The organism is Cryobacterium sp. N19 (assembly GCF_002929595.1).
GTDB lineage: Bacteria > Actinomycetota > Actinomycetes > Actinomycetales > Microbacteriaceae > Cryobacterium > Cryobacterium flavum.
In genome coordinates this window covers 129,569-147,843 of record NZ_PJJR01000047.1, presented here as the reverse complement: position 1 = coordinate 147,843, position 18,275 = coordinate 129,569, and the positions used below count along the sequence as shown (strand labels likewise).

19 protein-coding genes are annotated in these 18,275 nt (G+C 66.0%); 15 read left to right on the top strand and 4 right to left on the bottom strand.

The genetic code is table 11. From position 1 onward, the window contains the following. The first annotated feature begins 2 nt into the window (after positions 1-2). On the top strand, positions 3-650 hold the full coding sequence (locus tag CXY78_RS06110; protein WP_092341630.1) for a CoA transferase subunit B: 648 nt from the start codon (positions 3-5) through the stop codon (positions 648-650). A 50-nt stretch (positions 651-700) separates the two neighbouring features. Here CXY78_RS06110 and CXY78_RS20970 read toward each other — a convergent pair whose 3' ends face one another. The 3 genes from CXY78_RS20970 to CXY78_RS21570 form a co-directional block, all read right to left on the bottom strand. Continuing rightward, positions 701-871: a hypothetical protein gene (locus tag CXY78_RS20970; protein ID WP_158252848.1), complete on the bottom strand. Its 171-nt coding sequence runs from the start codon at positions 869-871 to the stop codon at positions 701-703. Next, on the bottom strand, positions 852-1,190 hold the full coding sequence (locus tag CXY78_RS21575; RefSeq protein WP_233206105.1) for a serine protease: 339 nt from the start codon (positions 1,188-1,190) through the stop codon (positions 852-854). The genes CXY78_RS20970 and CXY78_RS21575 overlap by 20 nt, the downstream gene beginning before the upstream one ends. A 126-nt stretch (positions 1,191-1,316) precedes the next feature. Beyond that, positions 1,317-1,838, bottom strand: a complete 522-nt coding sequence (locus CXY78_RS21570) for a hypothetical protein (RefSeq protein WP_233206104.1) — start codon at positions 1,836-1,838, stop codon at positions 1,317-1,319. Positions 1,839-2,345: 507 nt separating this feature from the next. Between CXY78_RS21570 and CXY78_RS06100 the strand changes: the two genes are divergently transcribed. From CXY78_RS06100 to CXY78_RS06070, 7 genes are read left to right on the top strand one after another with little or no spacing between them, the layout of a single operon-like run. After that, the gene (locus CXY78_RS06100; RefSeq protein ID WP_104088585.1) at positions 2,346-3,065 is read left to right on the top strand and encodes a DUF969 domain-containing protein; all 720 of its coding nucleotides are present in this window, start codon (positions 2,346-2,348) and stop codon (positions 3,063-3,065) included. After that, the gene (locus CXY78_RS06095; protein ID WP_104088584.1) at positions 3,062-4,030 is read left to right on the top strand and encodes a DUF979 domain-containing protein; all 969 of its coding nucleotides are present in this window, start codon (positions 3,062-3,064) and stop codon (positions 4,028-4,030) included. The genes CXY78_RS06100 and CXY78_RS06095 overlap by 4 nt, the downstream gene beginning before the upstream one ends. A gap of 23 nt (positions 4,031-4,053) precedes the next feature. Then, positions 4,054-5,127 (top strand): DUF2891 family protein, encoded by a 1,074-nt coding sequence (locus CXY78_RS06090; RefSeq protein WP_104088582.1) that lies wholly within the window; start codon positions 4,054-4,056, stop codon positions 5,125-5,127. A gap of 5 nt (positions 5,128-5,132) precedes the next feature. Beyond that, complete coding sequence (locus CXY78_RS06085) at positions 5,133-5,891, top strand: LamB/YcsF family protein (RefSeq protein WP_104088581.1); 759 nt, start codon at positions 5,133-5,135, stop codon at positions 5,889-5,891. A gap of 3 nt (positions 5,892-5,894) precedes the next feature. Continuing rightward, positions 5,895-7,457, top strand: a complete 1,563-nt coding sequence (locus CXY78_RS06080) for an urea amidolyase family protein (protein ID WP_104088579.1) — start codon at positions 5,895-5,897, stop codon at positions 7,455-7,457. Between the two features lie 3 nt (positions 7,458-7,460). Continuing rightward, positions 7,461-9,191: a biotin carboxylase N-terminal domain-containing protein gene (locus tag CXY78_RS06075; RefSeq protein WP_104088577.1), complete on the top strand. Its 1,731-nt coding sequence runs from the start codon at positions 7,461-7,463 to the stop codon at positions 9,189-9,191. A 25-nt stretch (positions 9,192-9,216) separates the two neighbouring features. Next, entirely contained in the window at positions 9,217-9,897 is a 681-nt protein-coding gene (locus CXY78_RS06070; RefSeq protein ID WP_104088576.1) for a GntR family transcriptional regulator, read from the top strand. Positions 9,898-10,044: 147 nt separating this feature from the next. Here the strand turns inward: CXY78_RS06070 and CXY78_RS06065 are convergent, their stop codons facing one another. Beyond that, on the bottom strand, positions 10,045-10,419 hold the full coding sequence (locus CXY78_RS06065) for a DUF6855 family protein (protein WP_233197441.1): 375 nt from the start codon (positions 10,417-10,419) through the stop codon (positions 10,045-10,047). Between the two features lie 31 nt (positions 10,420-10,450). Here CXY78_RS06065 and CXY78_RS06060 point away from each other — a divergent pair, with 31 nt between their 5' ends. The 7 genes from CXY78_RS06060 to CXY78_RS06030 all read left to right on the top strand — a co-directional run bounded on the left by CXY78_RS06060 (position 10,451) and on the right by CXY78_RS06030 (position 18,198). Next, positions 10,451-11,269, top strand: a complete 819-nt coding sequence (locus CXY78_RS06060; RefSeq protein WP_104088573.1) for an IclR family transcriptional regulator — start codon at positions 10,451-10,453, stop codon at positions 11,267-11,269. Between the two features lie 115 nt (positions 11,270-11,384). Next, positions 11,385-12,566: a 4-hydroxybenzoate 3-monooxygenase gene (locus tag CXY78_RS06055; RefSeq protein WP_104088571.1), complete on the top strand. Its 1,182-nt coding sequence runs from the start codon at positions 11,385-11,387 to the stop codon at positions 12,564-12,566. A gap of 147 nt (positions 12,567-12,713) precedes the next feature. Next, positions 12,714-13,211, top strand: a complete 498-nt coding sequence (gene aroQ, locus CXY78_RS06050) for a type II 3-dehydroquinate dehydratase (RefSeq protein ID WP_092341579.1) — start codon at positions 12,714-12,716, stop codon at positions 13,209-13,211. Then, positions 13,208-14,110, top strand: a complete 903-nt coding sequence (locus CXY78_RS06045) for a shikimate dehydrogenase (RefSeq protein ID WP_104088569.1) — start codon at positions 13,208-13,210, stop codon at positions 14,108-14,110. Before aroQ ends, CXY78_RS06045 begins: the two co-directional genes overlap by 4 nt. Then, positions 14,110-15,987 carry a bifunctional sugar phosphate isomerase/epimerase/4-hydroxyphenylpyruvate dioxygenase family protein gene (locus tag CXY78_RS06040; RefSeq protein WP_104088568.1) on the top strand — a complete coding sequence of 626 codons (1,878 nt, stop codon included), beginning with the start codon at positions 14,110-14,112 and terminating at the stop codon, positions 15,985-15,987. The genes CXY78_RS06045 and CXY78_RS06040 overlap by 1 nt, the downstream gene beginning before the upstream one ends. Before the next feature lie 55 nt (positions 15,988-16,042). Next, on the top strand, positions 16,043-17,398 hold the full coding sequence (locus CXY78_RS06035) for an MFS transporter (RefSeq protein ID WP_174774994.1): 1,356 nt from the start codon (positions 16,043-16,045) through the stop codon (positions 17,396-17,398). A 92-nt stretch (positions 17,399-17,490) separates the two neighbouring features. Beyond that, positions 17,491-18,198: a TetR/AcrR family transcriptional regulator gene (locus CXY78_RS06030; protein WP_092341583.1), complete on the top strand. Its 708-nt coding sequence runs from the start codon at positions 17,491-17,493 to the stop codon at positions 18,196-18,198. Positions 18,199-18,275 lie beyond the last annotated feature (77 nt).

Here is an 18,275-nt window from a genome sequence, read left to right as displayed (position 1 = left end):
CCATGGCTTGGACCAGAGACGAAATGGCCGCGATCGCGGCGCAGGAACTGAGCGACGGCGACTACGTGAACCTCGGGATCGGCATTCCGACGCTCGTGGCCAACAACCTGCCCGAGGGAATCCACGTGACCCTGCAGAGCGAGAATGGCCTGCTCGGCATGGGGCCGTTCCCCTTCGAGGGCGAGGAAGATGCCGACCTGATCAACGCCGGCAAGCAGACCGTCACGGTGCTGCCCGGGGCGTCGATCTTCGACTCGGCGACGTCGTTCGGCATGATCCGCGGCGGCCACGTGAAGGTCGCCATTCTCGGCGCCATGCAGGTCTCCGGGCTTGGCGACCTCGCCAACTGGACCATCCCGGGCAAGATGGTCAAGGGGATGGGCGGCGCAATGGATCTCGTGGCCGGCACCCCGCGGGTGGTGGTGCTCACCGAGCACGTCGCCAAAGACGGCACGCCGAAGATCGTCACCGAGTGCACCCTGCCGCTGACCGGCGTGCGCGTCGTGGACCGTATCATCAGCGACACCGCCGTCTTCGACGTCACGCCGACCGGCCTCGTGTTGCGGCAGCGAGCCCCGGGCGTGAGCTTGCAGGACATCGAGGACACTACCGAGGCCGCGTTTACGGTTGAGGAACTGGCTCCGGTCTAGTCGCCAAATCTGAAGGCCCCGCTCAGGTTCTGGGCGGGGCCTTCAGATATTCAGGATTCCGGTTCGTCGGTGTCCTGTTCGCGCGACCCGTCTGGGTTCAGGCGGATGCTGCGCGGCCGGGCCGCGCGCATCCGCTCGTCGTTCCAATCGTCAGTCTCGGGGTCGAGCTTTTGGCGGGCCACGTCGGCTGCGTCGCTCGGATCAAGCGGATGCTGCGACATAGGTATTCTCGATGACCGAGCCCCAGTACGGGCCGAACATGGTGTTGGCGATGTTGTTGTAGCCGAAGCTGTTGACTGAGTTTTGCAGGCCGCTGGAGCCGTTGCCGATCATCCACGGGCCGCCAGAGGAGCCGCCGGTCATGTCGCACGGGATTCCCTGTGACTGGCTCTGGCCGTAGGGGTCGGCGCTGGCGGTGCCGTAGCAGGACTGCAGGGTCTCGCCGGTGAAGGGCGGGGCCGCCGGGTAACCGTAGGCGGTGTAGGTGAGGCCGCGGCTCTGGTTGAACGTGACGCCCGAGGCTCCGACGCTGTCGCTCAACGAGGTTCCGGTGGGCGAGGCGACGATGGCGAAGCCGGTGTCATAGCTGATATCGCCGTTATTGCTCCACTGGGTGGGAGCGTAGAGCTCGGTGGCATTCCATTGGCCGAACGGTGCCGAGCCGTTCTAGTAGGCCGGCACGAAGATGAGGCGTGAGGCGAAGTTGCCGGGACCTTCATTGACGCAGTGCCCGGCAGTGACGACGGTGTTCTCGTTCGCGGCCGAGATGGAGTTGCCGGAACAAACGTAGTCGGTGCCGCCGAGGGTGAAGAAGATCTTGCCGATGTGCGAGATGGGGGAGACCTGGGTGGCCGTGGGCGACTGGTCGGGGTCGGCCTGCTGCGGGGCCACGAGCGAGGTGGTTCCGGCTGCGACGGCGCCGATCATGCCGGCCGCGACGTTGTCCTGCACCAGTACTTCGCCGGGGATGGCGGACTGCATGCGCTCGGCGGTCCAGTAGTCGCCGCCCTGTTGAGTCTGCGGGACGACCCAACGGTCGACATCCGCAGACGTTGACGTGGTCGTAGTCAGTGACCCCGGCGCGATGGCGGCTGAGGCTGCGCCGGCCGACAGAAAACCGCCGGTACCGACTAACGTGCCGATCAGGAGCGCCGAGAGGGCGCCGGTCTTAACTTTGCTTCGCATCATGTGCTTCACTCCAGTTATCGATCGCATCCCGCGGACTGTATTGCCGTAGGTATTAATACAATATTGAGGAGTGCACTCCCTGTCTACCCTTTATGGGTCACACCCATTAGGGGGTCGATGATCTGGGTCGGCATTTGTTCGCGTGCTCGGGTGTCGGTGGCAGTTGCCATGCTAGGTGCATGTCGGACGGGCTACGATTTTGACCCCGATCAAACATTGTCGACGTCTACGTGGGGAACCTGTGGGGGTAATCCGTGCTTCACGGTGGCGCCCGCAGCTAAGCCGGGCGCAAGCGCACCGTGAGAACTCTTTTAGATTTGAAGCGATTGCGCGAGGGGGCTCGACAGAACTTGCGGCCAAAACCTTGTGGGATTGTTCAACAATTCGGTAGGCTCTGGAAAACGCTGATCGGGCATCCGCTCTGAAATGGCGAGCAATACCCCCGGTGATCACGGGTTTATTTGGCGTACCCGGATACCCGGGTACGCGGGCGCTACTGGGAGAAATATGCTCGTACTGATTGGTGTGCTGCTCGTCATCGTGGGGTTTGCCATTCGCATGAACCCCCTGGTCGTGGTCACGGTCTCTGGGATCGTCACGGCTCTGCTCGGCGGGCTGACGCCGCTGGAGATTCTGGATGCCTTCGGAACGGGCTTTGCCAGCAGTCGCTCGGTGACCGTTTTCGTGATCGTGCTCCCGGTTATTGGACTGATCGAACGCTTCGGCCTGCAACAGCAGGCCAAACGACTGATTTCCCGGCTGTCGCGGCTGACCACGGGCCGGGTGCTGATCGGCTACCTCGTTATTCGCCAGGCCACGGCGGCGCTCGGCCTCAACAGTGTCGGCGGCCACGCGCAGACCGTGCGCCCACTCATCTTTCCGATGGCGGAGGGCGCGGCCCTGCGGCGCTACGGCACGGTTCCCGACCCGATCAAGGAGAAGATCAAGGCGCATTCGGCCGCGACCGACAACGTCGGCGTGTTCTTTGGCGAAGATATCTTCGTGGCCGTCGGCTCGATTCTGCTGATCACCACCTTCGTCGATGCCACCTATGGTCTGCAGCTCGACCCCCTGCACGTTGCCGTCTGGGCGATCCCGACCGCCATCGCCGCCCTGCTCGTGCATGGATTCCGGCTGCTTCGACTCGACAAACAGCTCGACCGCGAGGTGCGCGCCATCGAGGCCGCCGACAACGTCCAGATCATCAACGCAGGAGGCACGGCATGATTGGCGTTGAAGCGGTTTACTGGTTTGTCGGCGCGCTCTTTCTGGCCTGGGCGCTGCTCATCGCCGGCGATGCGGGCCACCCTCGCCGCTGGGGAAGCTCAGCCTTCTGGGGCCTCCTGGGCCTCTGCTTCTTCTACGGCACCTGGGTGCAGAGCGAACAGGCTCCCGGCTGGATTCTCGGTATCGCCGTCATCGTCATGGTCGTGCTCGCGAGCACCGGCCGGCTCAAAGACGGCCGGGCACGCACGACCACTGCTGAGGAACGCGATGTCTCCTCTCGCCGATTCGGCAACAAACTGTTCATCCCAGCACTGACCCTGCCGGTCGTCACGGTGCTCATCGTGCTGCTGGCCCCCTACATCTCCATCAACGGACAGCTGCTGATCAGCCCGGTCAACACGACCCTGGTCGCTCTCGGAATCGGTTCGCTCGCGGGCGTGATCGTCGGCCTGTTCATTCTGCGGCCGCGCCAGCTCTTCACCCCCATTCTCGAAGGGCGTCGGATTCTGGAGTCGATCGGCTGGGCGGCACTGTTGCCGCAAATGTTGTCGACTCTGGGCATCCTCTTCACCAAGGCCGGCGTGGGCGTGGCCGTGGGCACCCTCGCGACCGTCGTTTTGCCGGACGGCTCGCTGATCGCCGCCGTGCTCGTCTACTGCGTTGGCATGTTCCTGTTCACCGTGCTGATGGGCAACGCCTTCGCGGCATTCCCGATCATGACCGCCGCCATCGGCTGGCCGGTACTCGTGCAGATCTTTGACGGCAACCCGGCCGCCGTCTTTGCCATCGGCATGCTCTCCGGATTCTGCGGCACCCTGGTCACCCCCATGGCCGCCAACTTCAACCTGGTTCCCTCAGCCCTGCTGGAGATGAAGGATAAGTACGGGGTGATCAAGGCGCAGGTCGGTACCGGCGTGCCCATGCTCGGCGTCAACGTTGCCCTGATGTACTTTCTCGCGTTCTAAACCGCACAACGAAGTGGAGCACCATGCCCGACGCATCAACCGTTCTCGACGCACCCGCACTGCTGGCTGGGCTGGCACCGACCTACGCCGATGTCGTTCTCGACAATCTGGCCAGGCCCTACCCGCACTCGGCGCACCACACCACGCATTCAGCGGATGATCGACCAACGCCCGAGCAGATCCACCCGTCGTTCTACACCTCGTTCGACTGGCATTCCTGCGTGCACATGCACGCCCTGGGCGTGATGCTGCTCGAGCACGGTCTGGACAGTGAGCGGGAGGCTGCCCTCCGTCAAGCGATCGGCGCCAACCTCACGGTGGAGAAGCTGCGCGTCGAGGGCGCGTACCTGCTCGCCAACCCCAGCTGGGAACGCCCATACGGCTGGGCCTGGCTGGTGCGGCTCGCGGCCACCTGCGCGGCGTCGACCGACGCCGAGATTCGCGGGTGGGCATCCGCTCTCGATCCGATCGTCGACACTGTGGCCGAACTGTTCGTGGCCTGGGCGGGCAAGGCCGAATGGCCGGTGCGTCACGGTCTGCACACCAATACGGCTTTCGGGCTTGGCTTGATGCTCGACGCTTTTCGAGCCCTCGGCCGCGCCGACGCTGCTGCGGCCTGTGAAACCGCGACCCTCGCCTGGTTCGAAGCGGATGCCGACTGGCCCGGCGACTGGGAAATGAGCGGCCAGGACTTTCTTTCCGCCGGTCTGAGCGAGGCAGACCTGCTGCGCCGGGTGCTGGCGCCCGAGCAATTCGACGCCTGGTTCGTGTCCTTTCTGCCCAGCTTGACGGCCGATTCACGCATCGTGCGCCCGTTTCGGGTCACCGATGAAACCGACGGCTACCTCGTGCACCTGCACGGGCTGAACCTCTCCCGCGCCGGGCAGGTGGCACGCATTCTGCGTGCGCTGGGTCGGGCGCCGGAGTCGGCACCAGCAGTGGCGGCCCTGACCGCGGCCAGGGAACCGCTGTTGCGGGCCGGACTCGAGGCCGTCGTCGCGCAGGAGTTCATGTCCTCGCACTGGCTGGCGACCTTCGCCTGGGATGCGCTGTTGTCGGCATCCGCCCTCGTGAAGCCGACCGATACGGCAGCATAGAACCTATGGCAACGATCGATCTGAACAGCGACGTCGGAGAATCTTTCGGCAACTGGACCTTCGGCGACGATGCCGCCATCATCGCTTCGGTCACGAGCGTCAACGTGGCCGGCGGATTCCACGCCGGCGACCCGACGACTATTCGTGCGACCTGCGCTGCTGCCGCCGCTGCTGGCGTGACGGTGGGCGCGCACCCCGGCTATCGCGACCTGGCCGGTTTCGGCCGCCGGTTCATCGAGATGGATGCGGCTGAGCTCGGCAACGACGTGATCTACCAGATCGGCGCGGTGCAGGCCCTCGCCCGCGCGGCCGGCACGCGGGTGCAGTACGTGAAACCGCACGGCGCCCTGTACAACACGATCGCTCGTCACCCGGTGCAGGCCCGCGCCGTGGTCGACGCCGTGCTCGCCGTCGACCCGGCCCTGCCGCTCATGGTGCTGCCGAACAGTGAGATCGAACGAGTTGCCCAGGCCGCGGGCCTGCGCACCGTGGCCGAAGCCTTCGCCGATCGTGCCTACAACCCCGACGGCAGCCTGGTGTCACGCACGCTGCCGGGCGCGGTGCTGCACTCGGTCGACGCGGTGACGGCGCAGGTCGTGCGCCTCGCCCTCGAGGGCACCGTCGTCGCCGTCGATGGTTCGGTCATCGCGGTGCCGGCAGCGAGCATCTGCCTGCACGGCGACACCCCCGACGCCGTGCGGCTCGCCGCAGCGGTGCGTTCCGCGCTGTTGGCCGCCGGCGTGTCCATCGCCAGTTTCGTTTAGCGGATGCCGACCCCCATTCGATCCATCCGGGCCGTGGGTGAGCGGGCGGTGCTCGTGCAGCTCGGCACGCTCACCGAGGTCCTCGGATTGTATGAGGCGCTGCGTGAGCATCCGCTGCCCGGGCAGGTCGATGTCGTCGCGGCCGCTGAAACCGTGCTCGTGACGGCCGACTCGGCAACAGCGGCCCGCAGCTTTGCTGCCCGGCTGCGCGCGATAAAACCGCGCGCGATTCAGGCCGGGAACGACGGGCTCGTGACCATCGACGTGATTTATGACGGGGACGACCTCGCCGAGGTTGGCGAGCTCACCGGCCTGAGCCAGGGCGGCGTGATCGCGGCGCACACCGGTCAGCTGTGGACCGCCGCGTTCGGCGGCTTCGCCCCCGGCTTCGCGTACCTCGTCAGCGACGACCGCCTGCGCGTCTCCCGGCGCGCCACCCCGCGGAAGGCCGTGCCGGCCGGCGCGGTGGCGCTCGCCGACGGCTATTCGGCCGTGTATCCGCGGGTCAGTCCCGGCGGCTGGCAGCTGATCGGCCGCACCGACGCCGCCCTGTGGAACCTCGACCGCGACCAGCCGGCCCTGGTGCAACCCGGCAACCGGGTGCAGTTTCGTGCCGTGCGTGAGTTCCTGCGCGTCGCTCCGACGGCCTCGACGGCCTCGATGGCGGAGGCACAGCGCCCCGGGGACCTCGTCGTCGTGCAGCCCGGCCTGCAAACCACCGTGCAGGATCTCGGCCGCCCCGGCCTCGCCCACCTCGGTGTGGCCGGCGCCGGCGCCCTCGATCGTGGCGCCCTGCGCCGCGCCAACCGGCTGGTCGGCAACCCCGGCTCGGCCGCTGTGCTCGAAAACGCCCTCGGCGGCCTCGTGCTCGAAGCCCGTACCGAGCAGGTACTCGCGGTGGCGGGGGCATCCGTTCTGATCACGATCAGTAAAGCGGATGCCGCCCCCCGCGTCGTCCCCACCGACGCCCCGTTCGCGCTGCACGCCGGCGAACAACTCAGCCTGGGCACCCCGCTCGGGGGCGTACGCAGCTATATCGCCGTGCGCGGCGGCCTGGACCTGCCGCTCACGCTGGGCAGCCGTTCCACCGATTCGATGTCCGGCATCGGACCGGCGCCCCTCAGGGCAGGTGCCGAACTGCCGGTGCTTCCGGCCCCGCCGACCAGCGTGGTCGGTGCCGCCGAACCGTCGCCGGCCCCGCCGGCCGAGGTCACCGTGCTGCGGTACGTGCCCGGCCCGCGCGCCGACTGGTTCAGCGCCGACACGCTCGCCGATTTCGATCGCTCCGAGTGGAGCGTCACCGCTCAGTCGAACCGCATCGGTCTGCGCCTCGACGGGCCGGCGCTGGAACGTGCGCGGGATGGCGAACTGCCGAGTGAGGGCACCGTCTCCGGCGCCATCCAGCTGCCGGCGTCTGGTGTTCCGGTGTTGTTTCTCGCCGACCACCCGGTCACCGGCGGCTACCCGGTGCTCGGCGTCGTCCTGCACGCCGACCTGGACCGGGCGGCGCAGCTCGGAACCGGCGCGCGCATCCGCTTCACTCCAATTCCTTCAAACGAGAGCTGAACCGTGCAGAAAGTACTCATCGCCAACCGTGGCGAAATCGCCGTGCGCATCATTCGCGGCTGCTCAGATGCCGGGCTCACCTCCGTCGCTGTCTACGCGGATGTCGACGCCGACGCCCTGCACGTGGGTATGGCCAACGAGGCCTACGCGCTGGGCGGTGACAGCCCAGCTGACACCTATCTCAATGTGCCGAAACTGTTGGCCATCGCCCGGCGGGCCGGTGCCGACGCCGTGCATCCCGGCTACGGTTTTCTCTCCGAGAACGCCGATTTCGCCCAGGCCGTGCAGCATGCCGGGCTGATCTGGATCGGCCCGAGCCCGGCGAGCATCCGGTTGCTGGGAAACAAGGTGTCGGCGCGCGAAATCGCCGTGCGAGTCGGCGCTCCGCTCGTGGCCGGCTCGAACGGCACCCTCGAGACCGCTGTGGAGGTGCGTGCCTTCGCCGAGGAACACGGCCTTCCGGTCGCCATCAAGGCGGCGTTCGGCGGTGGCGGCCGCGGAATGAAGGTGGTCTGGGAGCTGGACGCGATCGAGGAGGCGTTCGACTCCGCCGTGCGCGAGAGCATGGCCGCGTTCGGTCGCGGCGAATGCTACGTTGAGCGCTTTCTGAACCGGCCCCGGCACGTCGAAGCGCAGATTCTGGCCGACGGGCACGGCGGGGTGATCGTCGTCGGCACCCGCGACTGCTCGCTGCAGCGCCGCAACCAGAAATTGGTCGAGGAGGCGCCGGCACCGTTTCTCACCGCTGACCAGCGGGATCTTATTTACACCTCGGCGAAGGCCATCTGCCGTGAGGCCGGATACGCCGGCGCCGGCACCGTGGAGTATTTGCTGGCCGAGGACGGCAGCATCTCCTTTCTCGAGGTGAACACGCGCCTGCAGGTGGAGCACCCGATCACCGAAGAGACCTCCGGCGTTGACATCGTGCTTGCCCAGCTGGCCATCGCCGCCGGCGGAGAGCTGCCGGTTGCCGAAGACCCGGTGCCGCGCGGCCACTCCTTCGAGTTCCGCATCAACGCCGAGGACCCGGGCCGCGGCTTTCTGCCCGCGCCGGGCACCGTAACCACGTTCACCGTACCGACGGGGCCGGGAATCCGGGTGGATGCGGGCATCCGCTCTAATGATTTGGTGGCGCCGCAATTCGATTCGCTGCTCGCCAAGCTCATCGTGACCGGCGCCGACCGGCCGCAGGCCCTGCGCCGGGCGCGCCGGGCGCTCGCCGAGTTCGAGATCGCCGGGCTGCCGACCGTGCTGCCCTTTCACCGCGCCGTCGTCGACCTGCCGGCGTTCACCGGGCCTGACCGGCTCGGCGTGTACACGAGCTGGATCGAGACCGAATTCGCCGAGCAGCTCGCGGCCGACCCCTCGCTCGCCCCGGCCGCCGCGCCGGTGGGCCGCCGCACCATCACGATCGAACTCGACGGGCGTCGGGTGGCGCTCGGGCTGCCAGAGAGCCTGCTGGGCGGCCTCGTGCACGGCGCTCCCGCTGTCGCGGCGCCGGTGATCGACGAATCCGACCCGGCCGAGCTCCACTCCGGCATGGTCGGCACCGTGGTCAAATGGCTGGTCGAGGAGGGCTCCACGGTGGCCGCGGGCGATCCTCTTCTGGTGCTCGAAGCCATGAAGATGGAATCGACCGTCGTGGCGCACCGCTCGGGAACGCTGGGCGGTGTGCTCGTGGCCGCGGGAGACAACGTTGCCCTGAACGAGGCCATCGCTCGCATCGATACCTGAGCGGCCCAATCGCTACTCTGGGGGAATGACTCTCGACCAGATCTTTGCCGACCTGCGGCGTCAGGGCGCGAAGGTGCGCCACGCCGAGACCGGCAGCTGGGCCGCGGAGGTGCTGCGCGGGCGCATCGCCGCCGGGCAGTTGGTTCCCGGTACGAAGCTGTCGGAGGAGCGGCTCTGCGATCTCCTCGGCGTCTCCCGGAACACCCTCCGGGAGGCCTTTGCGACGCTCGCCATCGAGCACATGGTGGCGCGCATCCCGAACCGGGGTGTGTTCGTGGCACGACCGACCGCCGATGACATCCGTGAGATCTACCGGGTGCGGCGCTTTCTGGAACCGGCGGCGTTGTTATGGTCGGCCAGCCCCACAACGGATGCCCTGCACGCCGCGATCGAGCGCGCCCGCCTGGCCCGGTCACGGAGCTCTGTGGCCGATATGGCCGGCGCCAACCAGAACTTTCATGCCGGCGTCGTGGCGCTGGCCGGCAGCGAGAGATTGAGTCGGCAGATGGCTCAGGTGCTCGCGGAGATGCGGCTGGTATTTCATTCCATGGTCGCTGACCCGCTGTTCCACGCGCCCTATGTTGACGAGAACGCGGGAATCCTCGAGCGTTTCGAGGCGGGTGCGCGCACCGAGGCCGCCGCGCTCATGGTCGAGTACCTCGAGCGGGCCGAGCGGCAGCTGCTGGAGGCGCACGCGCGCGCGTAGGGCCAAGCGGGGCATCCGCTCTGGGGTGGTCGGGGTTTCGTGGCCGGGCGCAGGTTTCGTGGCTGGGCGCAGGATCAAACCTTCGCCAGGCGAGCCAACGTGCGCCCAGCGCCGACGCTCGCCCGGACGGCCGCGACCCGACAGTGCTTAGAGCGCGCGCATCCGGTTATTGCGCGGGTTGTGCTCGCCCTCGGCAAGGCCGAGGGCTTCGAGCAACGGCGGAACGTACATGCCGAAACGACCGCGAAACCCGTTCTTCAGGCCGTACCAGCCTCCGACCGGGTTGCTCTCCGCGCGACCCCAGGCCTCGACGGTGTCGGGCTTGGCCGCCTTCTTCTCGTCGGCGGTGCCCAGCTCGACCCAATCACCGTTCTCTGTGAGCATGGCGTGCAGGTCCTCAATGCAGCTCAGTCGATAGGAGAGCGTCGTGGACCCGACCTTGCAGATCAGTGCCGGCAGCCAGGCCGGCCGCGCGGCGCACAACGGGTGGAGCGCATGCCGGTAACCACCGACGGGTTCCATTCAGTGGAAGCAACCGGTAGCGTGGCGGGTGATGAGCGGAAAACCAGCACAGAAACGCACGAGCGGCGCCGAGAACGGCGTAACGGTCGACGATCGTTCCGTCGCGGCGCGACTCTTCGCCATCCTCGACGCCTTCGCCACGCCCGCCGGGGCGACGTCCTTCACACTCTCCCTCACGGCGATCGCCCAACGCGTCGGCCTTCCCCTCTCGACCACTCATCGGCTGGTCGCGGAGTGGGTCGGCTGGGGCGGCCTGACCCGCCAGGACAATGGCCAGTATTCGCTCGGCATGAAGTTGTGGGAGCTGGGCGTGCAGACTCCGACGGCCCGCAACCTGCGCACGATCGCGCTGCCCTATCTGGAAGACCTCTACGAGACGACGCGGGAACACGTGCACCTCGCCATTCTTGACGGGCGAGATGCTCTCTATTTGGAGAAGCTATCCGGGCACCACGCTGTTCGCCTGACCTCACGGGTGGGTGCGCGTCTGCCGCTGCACTCCACCGGGGTTGGCCTCGTGCTCCTGGCACACGCTCCAACCGATGTCGTGCAGGACTATCTGGCAACGAGTCTGGAGCGCTTTCTTCCCGGCACGGTGACAGAGCCGGACGCCGTGCGCCGACGACTGGCCGAGATTCGTCTGACCGGCGTGGCCCGCATGTCCGAGGAGATGACGCTGGGCTCCAGTTCGATTGCCGCTCCGATCCGGGATCGGACCGGGCTGGTCGTGGCCGCCGTGTCGATCGTGATCCGCACCACTGACACCGCCAACCCCGAGCAGGAGCGGGCCGTGCGCGTTGCCGCGCAGGGTGTCAGCCGTGCCCTCGGCTACCGGCGTGCCCAGCAGTAGCCACCCAAAGCCCATCGACAACTCAACTTTCACTGAGTGGAATACGTCCATTAGCGTCTGGCCCAGACCGGCACACTGATCGCAACACCCCCTGTCATCGTCGCTAGGAGAACCCGTGCCCCACGAAACAACCCGCGTCGCTATCATCGGCGCCGGTCCAGCCGGACTTCTCCTGAGCTGGGCCCTGCGTGATGCCGGCATCGACTCGATCGTCGTCGAAAACCGCTCGCAGGACTACGTGCAGGGGCGCATCCGCGCCGGCGTGCTGGAACAGGGCTCGGTCGAGACCCTGACCCGCCTCGGGCTGGGTGACCGCCTCGCATCCGAGGGCCTGCAGCACGACGGAATCTTTCTGCAATATGCCGGTGAGCGACACAATGTGAACTTCAACGAGCTGATCGGCCGCACGGTCACCGTCTACGGCCAGCAGCAGGTCGTGAAAGACCTCGTCACAGCCCACGAGCAGGCCGGATCGACGATCTACTACGAAGCCTCCGATGTGGCCGTCGACTCGCTCACCACGAAGAACCCGAGCGTGACCTTCGTACACGATGGCGAAGCGCACACCATCGACGCCGACTTCGTGGTGGGTGCCGACGGATTTCACGGCATCTGCCGCGCGTCGATCCCTGCCGAAGAAATCACCCTGTTCGACCGCAGCTACCCCTACGCCTGGCTCGGCATTCTCGCTGACGTGGCACCGTCCTCGGACGAACTCGTCTACGCGCTGCACGAAGATGGTTTCGCGATGCTCTCGATGCGCTCGCCGGTCGTCTCCCGGCTGTACCTGCAGGTCGATCCGGCCGACGATATCAAGAACTGGTCGGACGACCGCATCTGGGAAGCTCTGCAGACCCGGCTCGGCACGCCCGGCTGGACCCTGAATCAAGGCCCGATCACCGACAAATCGATCACCCCGATGCGCAGCTTCGTGGCGTCGCGGCTCGCCTACGGCAACCTGTTTCTAGTCGGCGACGCCGGCCACATCGTGCCGCCGACCGGCGCGAAGGGCCTCAACTCGGCCATCTCCGACGTCACCCAGCTCGCGAGCGCGCTCACCGCCTTCTACGCCCAAGACGAGACGCTGCTCGGTCGGTACAGCGAGACCGCGCTGGCCCGGCAGTGGCGGGTGCAACAGTTCTCCCGCTGGATGACCGAGATGCTGCACACCAGCCCCGGCGATCTGCAGACCGGCGCGTTCGATTACCGCAGCCAGCTCGGCCAGCTCGACTACGTCACCCACTCGCCGCTCGCCCAGTGCATGCTCGCCGAGCAGTACACCGGCCTCCTGCTTTAATCTTGCCCCTGCTCGGACCGCGAGACGCCTGCTCTTGGTCACATTCGAGTCGAACCTTGCCCGGGGCCTTGACAAGAAGGTCCACCATTTCCATAATGTACTAACTAGTCCGTACTTAATAAACCTCATAACCAAGGACATGAATCAATGACGATTTCCGACCGGCCCGAACGCCCGCTCGTGCTCGTGGTGAACGGACCGAACCTGAACCTGCTCGGTTCCCGAGAGCCGGCGAAGTACGGCACCACCAGCCTCGCCGACCTCGAACAACGAATTTCCGGTACGGCTGAGCGGGTGGGCGTGGACGTCAAATTCGTGCAGAGCAACCATGAGGGCGTGTTGATCGACGCGATCCACGCCATGCGTCAGCGCGCAGCGGGAATCATTATCAACGCTGGCGCATTCACCCACACGTCGGTCGCAATCCGCGATGCGATCTCGGCCGTGGCCTTGCCGATGGTCGAGGTGCACCTTACTAACGTGCACGCCCGTGAACCGTTCCGCCGCCACTCCTTCCTGTCTGACATCGCAGAATCTGTAATCGTCGGCGCTGGTCCCAAGGGCTACGACTTTGCCCTGGAGCTGCTCGCTAGCCGGGTAGCCCAAGTGGATGCCTTCCACAACACGGCAGGGGCTGTCGAATGACTGCGCCGACCGAATTTCTCGTCGGGCTCATCGGCGAGGGCATCACCGCATCGTTGACCCCGCCGATGCACGAGCGCGAGGGTCGCCACCTCGGCTTCGACTACGAATACCGCATTCTCGACCTGCTCGAATCGGGACGAGCGCCGGAAGAGGTCGGCGCGATACTAGCGGAAGCGCGCGAGCAGGGCTTTGCAGCCCTCAACGTGACGCACCCCTGTAAACAAATCGTCATCCCGTTCCTCGACGAGCTCACTCCGGCCGCCGAACACATCGGTGCCGTGAACCTGGTGCTCATCGAGAGCGGTCGGCTGATCGGTCACAACACGGACTGGACCGGGTTTCGCTCAGCCCTGCTCACCGGACTCCCCGATGCGCGGCGCAACCGCATTGTGCAGTTCGGTTCCGGTGGTGCCGGCAGCGCCACGGCCTACGCGCTGCTGACACTGGGCGTGCACCGGCTCGCGATCGTGGACGTGCTGCCCGAGCGCGCACAAGCCCTGGTCAACGCCTATGCTCCGCTGTTTCCCGACCAGGAGGTGTGCGTGAGCACCACGGATTCCCTGCACACCGATCTGGCCACCGCCGATGGCGTCGTGCACGCTACCCCGACCGGTATGAAGGAACACCCCGGACTTCCCGTCGACGTGACCGCGCTCGCCGCGACTGCGTGGGTCGCCGACATCGTCTACCGCCCGATCGATACTGAGTTGTTGCGAGCGGCACGCTCGCTCGGCCACGAGGTGCTCGACGGAGGACGTATGGCTGTGGGCCAGGCCGTCGACAGCATCCGCTTGATCACCGGTTCCGAACCCGACGCAATACGCATGCGCACGCATTTCCTGGAACTGCTCGGCGACGGCGCGGCCTCACGCGTCGTTGCGGCCTGGGGGCGGGTCTGATGCGCTCCTCTATCGCGACCGTGTGCATCAGCGGGTCGCTCGGCGACAAGCTCACGGCCATCGCCGATGCCGGATTCGACGGTTACGAGCTGTTTGAACTCGACCTGGTCACGAGTCGGATGTCACCGGAGGAGGTCGTGGCCCGCTCCGCCGACCTCGGCCTCTCGATCGACCTCTACCAACCGTTCCGTGATTTCGAAGGAGTCGCACCAGACCAACTCGCTCGCAACCTCCGCCGCGCTGATCACAAATTTGAGCTCATGAACCGTCTTGGCGTTGACACCATGCTGCTGTGCTCCAATGTGGGCACCGCTACTCTCCCCGGGGAATCGGTTGCCGTCGACCAGCTTGGAGCTTTGGCGGTGCTGGCCTCACAACACGGCGTGCGCGTCGCCTACGAGGCGCTCGCCTGGGGAAAATTCGTCTCCACCTACGACCACGCCTGGCGCCTGGTCGAGCAGGTCGACCACGACGCCCTCGGCGTCTGCCTCGACAGCTTCCACATTCTGTCCCGCGGAAGCGATCTCGGCGCGATCGCAACCATCCCGGGTGAGAAGATCTTCTTCTGCCAGTTGGCGGATGCCCCGCTCATGAACCTCGACGTGCTCAGCTGGAGCCGGCACTTCCGATTGTTCCCGGGCGAGGGCAGCTGGGACCTCGCTGATTTCGTGGCCCGAGTTGTGCACGCCGGATACCAGGGACCCCTCTCCCTAGAGGTCTTCAACGATGTGTTTCGGCAGGGCGACCCCGGGGTTACCGCCCGAGACGCCCGGCGTTCCCTCGTGTTGCTCGAGGACGCGGCCCGCGCGGCCCGGCTCCCGCTCGCTGTGACGGAATCTGCCGTGACTGATGTTGTGCCTGCTCCTGCCCTCCTTGCCGGGCTGCCCCGCGTCGATGCCAGCCGCGGCTTCAGCTTCATCGAGGTGCAACCGGGCAATGGATCCGCAGTCGACGACCTCCTGACACAACTCGGCTTCATCCACCGGGGCAAGCACCAGCGCAAGAACGCCCAGCTCTGGTCGCAGGCCGATGTGCACATCATCGTGAACGGCGACCTCGAGGGGACGCGACCGCGCGTCGCGGCCATTGGGTTCGAGGTCTCCAACGTCCAGTGTGCGTCCGCCCGGGCAGTCGCCCTGCGCTCACATCTGCTGCCCCGGGACCGCGCCACTGACGAAGACATTCTCAACGGTATCCTGGCGCCTGACGGCACGGAGGTGTATTTCAGCGAACGCGCCGGCGAGACCCCTGGTTGGCTGGCTGAATTCGGCCCGGGTGCCAGCGTCCCGACCGCGTCTTCGACTCTGCCTCACACCGGCATCACACACGTGGATCACATCGCGCTGGTGCAGCCTTGGCAGCGCGCCGACGAGGCCGTCCTCTTTTATCAGAGCATCCTCGGCCTCACCGTGTCCGACAGCCTCGACCTCGCCGGCGAAGCCGGGCTGGTCCGCAGCCGCAGCCTCGTCACAGCCGACCGCGGCATCCGTCTCGCTCTCAACGTGACGCCGCTGCAGCCAGGGGAGACGGAGGTTTACCCCAACCACGTTGCACTGCACACGAACGATCTCGTCGCGACAGTTTCTGTGCTTCGGGCCAGGGGCACCCGACTGCTGCCGATTCCACAGAACTATTACGAGGACCTCGACGCCCGGCTTGACCTGGGTGCTGAGAGAGTCGAGACTCTGCGCTCGCTTGAGATTCTCTTCGACCGTGACGACCGGGGCGATTTTCTCCACGTCTACACGATGCCGATCGGCCAGGTCTTCTTCGAGATCGTGCAACGAACCCGGGGCTACGACGGATACGGCGCAGCCAACGCCCCAGTGCGGCTTGCGTCGCAACGCGCCGAGGAGCGGGGGAGACCGACCGACTAGGACCGTTCCACCCGGCACCGACCACACTCAGACATAACTGACAAGAGGATCAATGATGACCCCTGGATCAACCCCGAGCACCGCACCCGCCGTCACAAAGGCCAACCCGCGCCGCGCCGCCGCCGCAGCCTGGATCGGCAGCGCTCTCGAATACTACGATTTCTTCATCTATGGCACCGCTGCGGCACTGGTCTTCGGCCGCGTATTCTTCCCCGACAGCAACCCGCTGGCCGGCACCCTGCTCGCCCTGGCTACCTTCGGCGTCGGCTACCTCGCCCGCCCGATCGGCGCCCTCGTTCTCGGTCACCTCGGCGACACCGTCGGGCGCAAGAAGGTACTCGTGCTTACAGTGCTGCTCATGGGAATCTCGACAGTGCTAGTCGGGTTCCTCCCGAGCTACGAGCAGATCGGCGTCGCCGCACCCGTACTGCTCGTGCTGCTGCGCCTCGCCCAGGGGTTCTCGGCTGGTGGAGAGCAGGCCGGTGCGAATTCCATGTCGATGGAACACGCCCCTGACCATCGCCGCGCGTTCTTCACCAGCTTCACGCTCAGCGGCACCCAGGCCGGTCAGATCTTCGCCACCGCCGTCTTCATTCCTGTGGCGCTGCTGCCCGAGGCCCAATTGCTCAGCTGGGGCTGGCGAATCCCGTTCTGGATCAGCGCCATTGTTATCGTCGTCGCCTTCCTGATTCGCCGCACGCTTGACGAAACCCCGGTATTCACGGCGGAAGTCGCCGGGGGTGTCGTCGCCGAGGTTCCCGTGCGGGTACTGTTCCGCGACCACTGGCGCGGGGTCCTGCGCGTTATCGCGGCAGCCCTGATCGCGTCGGTCAGTACCATTTTCACGGTCTACGCACTGAGCTTCGCGGTGAACACCGTGGGCCTGGACCGAACCACCATGCTGTGGGTCGGCGTGCTCGCCAATGTCGCCGCGCTCGGCACGATTCCGCTGTGGGCTATGCTCTCCGATCGGGTCGGACGAAAGCCCGTTTTCATCGCAGGCTCGCTGGGCTGCGCGGCGCTCATGTTCGCCTATCTCTATGCCATCGCGATCGCGAATTATCCACTCATTTTTCTGGTCGGAATCGGCATGTTCGGCTTTGTCTACACCGCTACCTCGGCCGTCTGGCCGGCGTTCTACGCCGAGATGTTTCCGGCTACCGTGCGTTTGTCGGGGATGGCCATTGGAACCCAGATCGGATTCGCGGTCGCCGGTTTCGCCCCCACCATCGCGATCGCAGTGGCGGGCGACGGAGCCAACGCCTGGTTCATCGTGGCCGTGATTACGGCGATCATTTGCATCATCAACGTGATCGCCGTCGCGACGGCAAAGGAAACCTTCCAGACGCCGATGAGTCAGCTCGGGCTGAAGCAAGTTAGCACTGAGCAGGCATCGCGGGTCACTGTGTAACAGTGCACCCCGCGTAGGGTGGGGGAATCGGCGGCTGCGTCGGCCGATTCCCCCACCGGAGAACGGATTCGGCGAGGGTACGAAGGAGCACTATGACCGCGATCACACCGGCGGACGGCGGAAACCGCCGCGATCCGGAACGCACGAAACGAGAGATCCTCGAAGTCGCTACCGCTGAATTCGCCGCTAGCGGATTCGCCGGAGCCCGCGTCGACCGCATCGCGGAATTGACGCGCACCACCAAGCGCATGATCTATTACTACTTCGAATCGAAGGAAAGCCTGTACCTGCAGGTGATGGAAACGGCCTACGCGCTCATTCGAACGGTCGAACGCGAACTCGATGTCGCTGAGTTGTCACCGATAGACGGTTTACGCGCGCTCGCAGAGTTCACCTACGACCACCACACCAGTCACTCGGATTTCATTCGACTCGTGAGTATCGAAAACATCCATCGCGCCCAGCACATCAGCAAGTCGACGGTCATTCACGATCTCAACTCGACCGCGATCGATGCCCTACAGGACCTGCTCCGCCGTGGCGCGGTTGCGGGGGAGTTTCGCACCGACATCGACGCGCTCGACGTCCATGTCATGATCAGCGCCTATTGCTTCTTTCATGTGTCCAACCGCTACACGTTTCGCACCCTATTTGGGCGTGACCTGCTCGAACCCGAGCGGCATTCCTACTACCGGCGGCTAGTCGGCGACATGATCATCGCAACTATGACCGACTTGCAGCGTCCCGATCTGGTGCCCCCTTCACTGGGAAGCGACCTGCCGGGACCAAACTTCCACTGAGCGGAAGCTCGCCTCGCCGAGGGTTATCCCTCGGCCAGACTCATGTTATCCACCTGTCACCGTTGCTAGGAGAAACC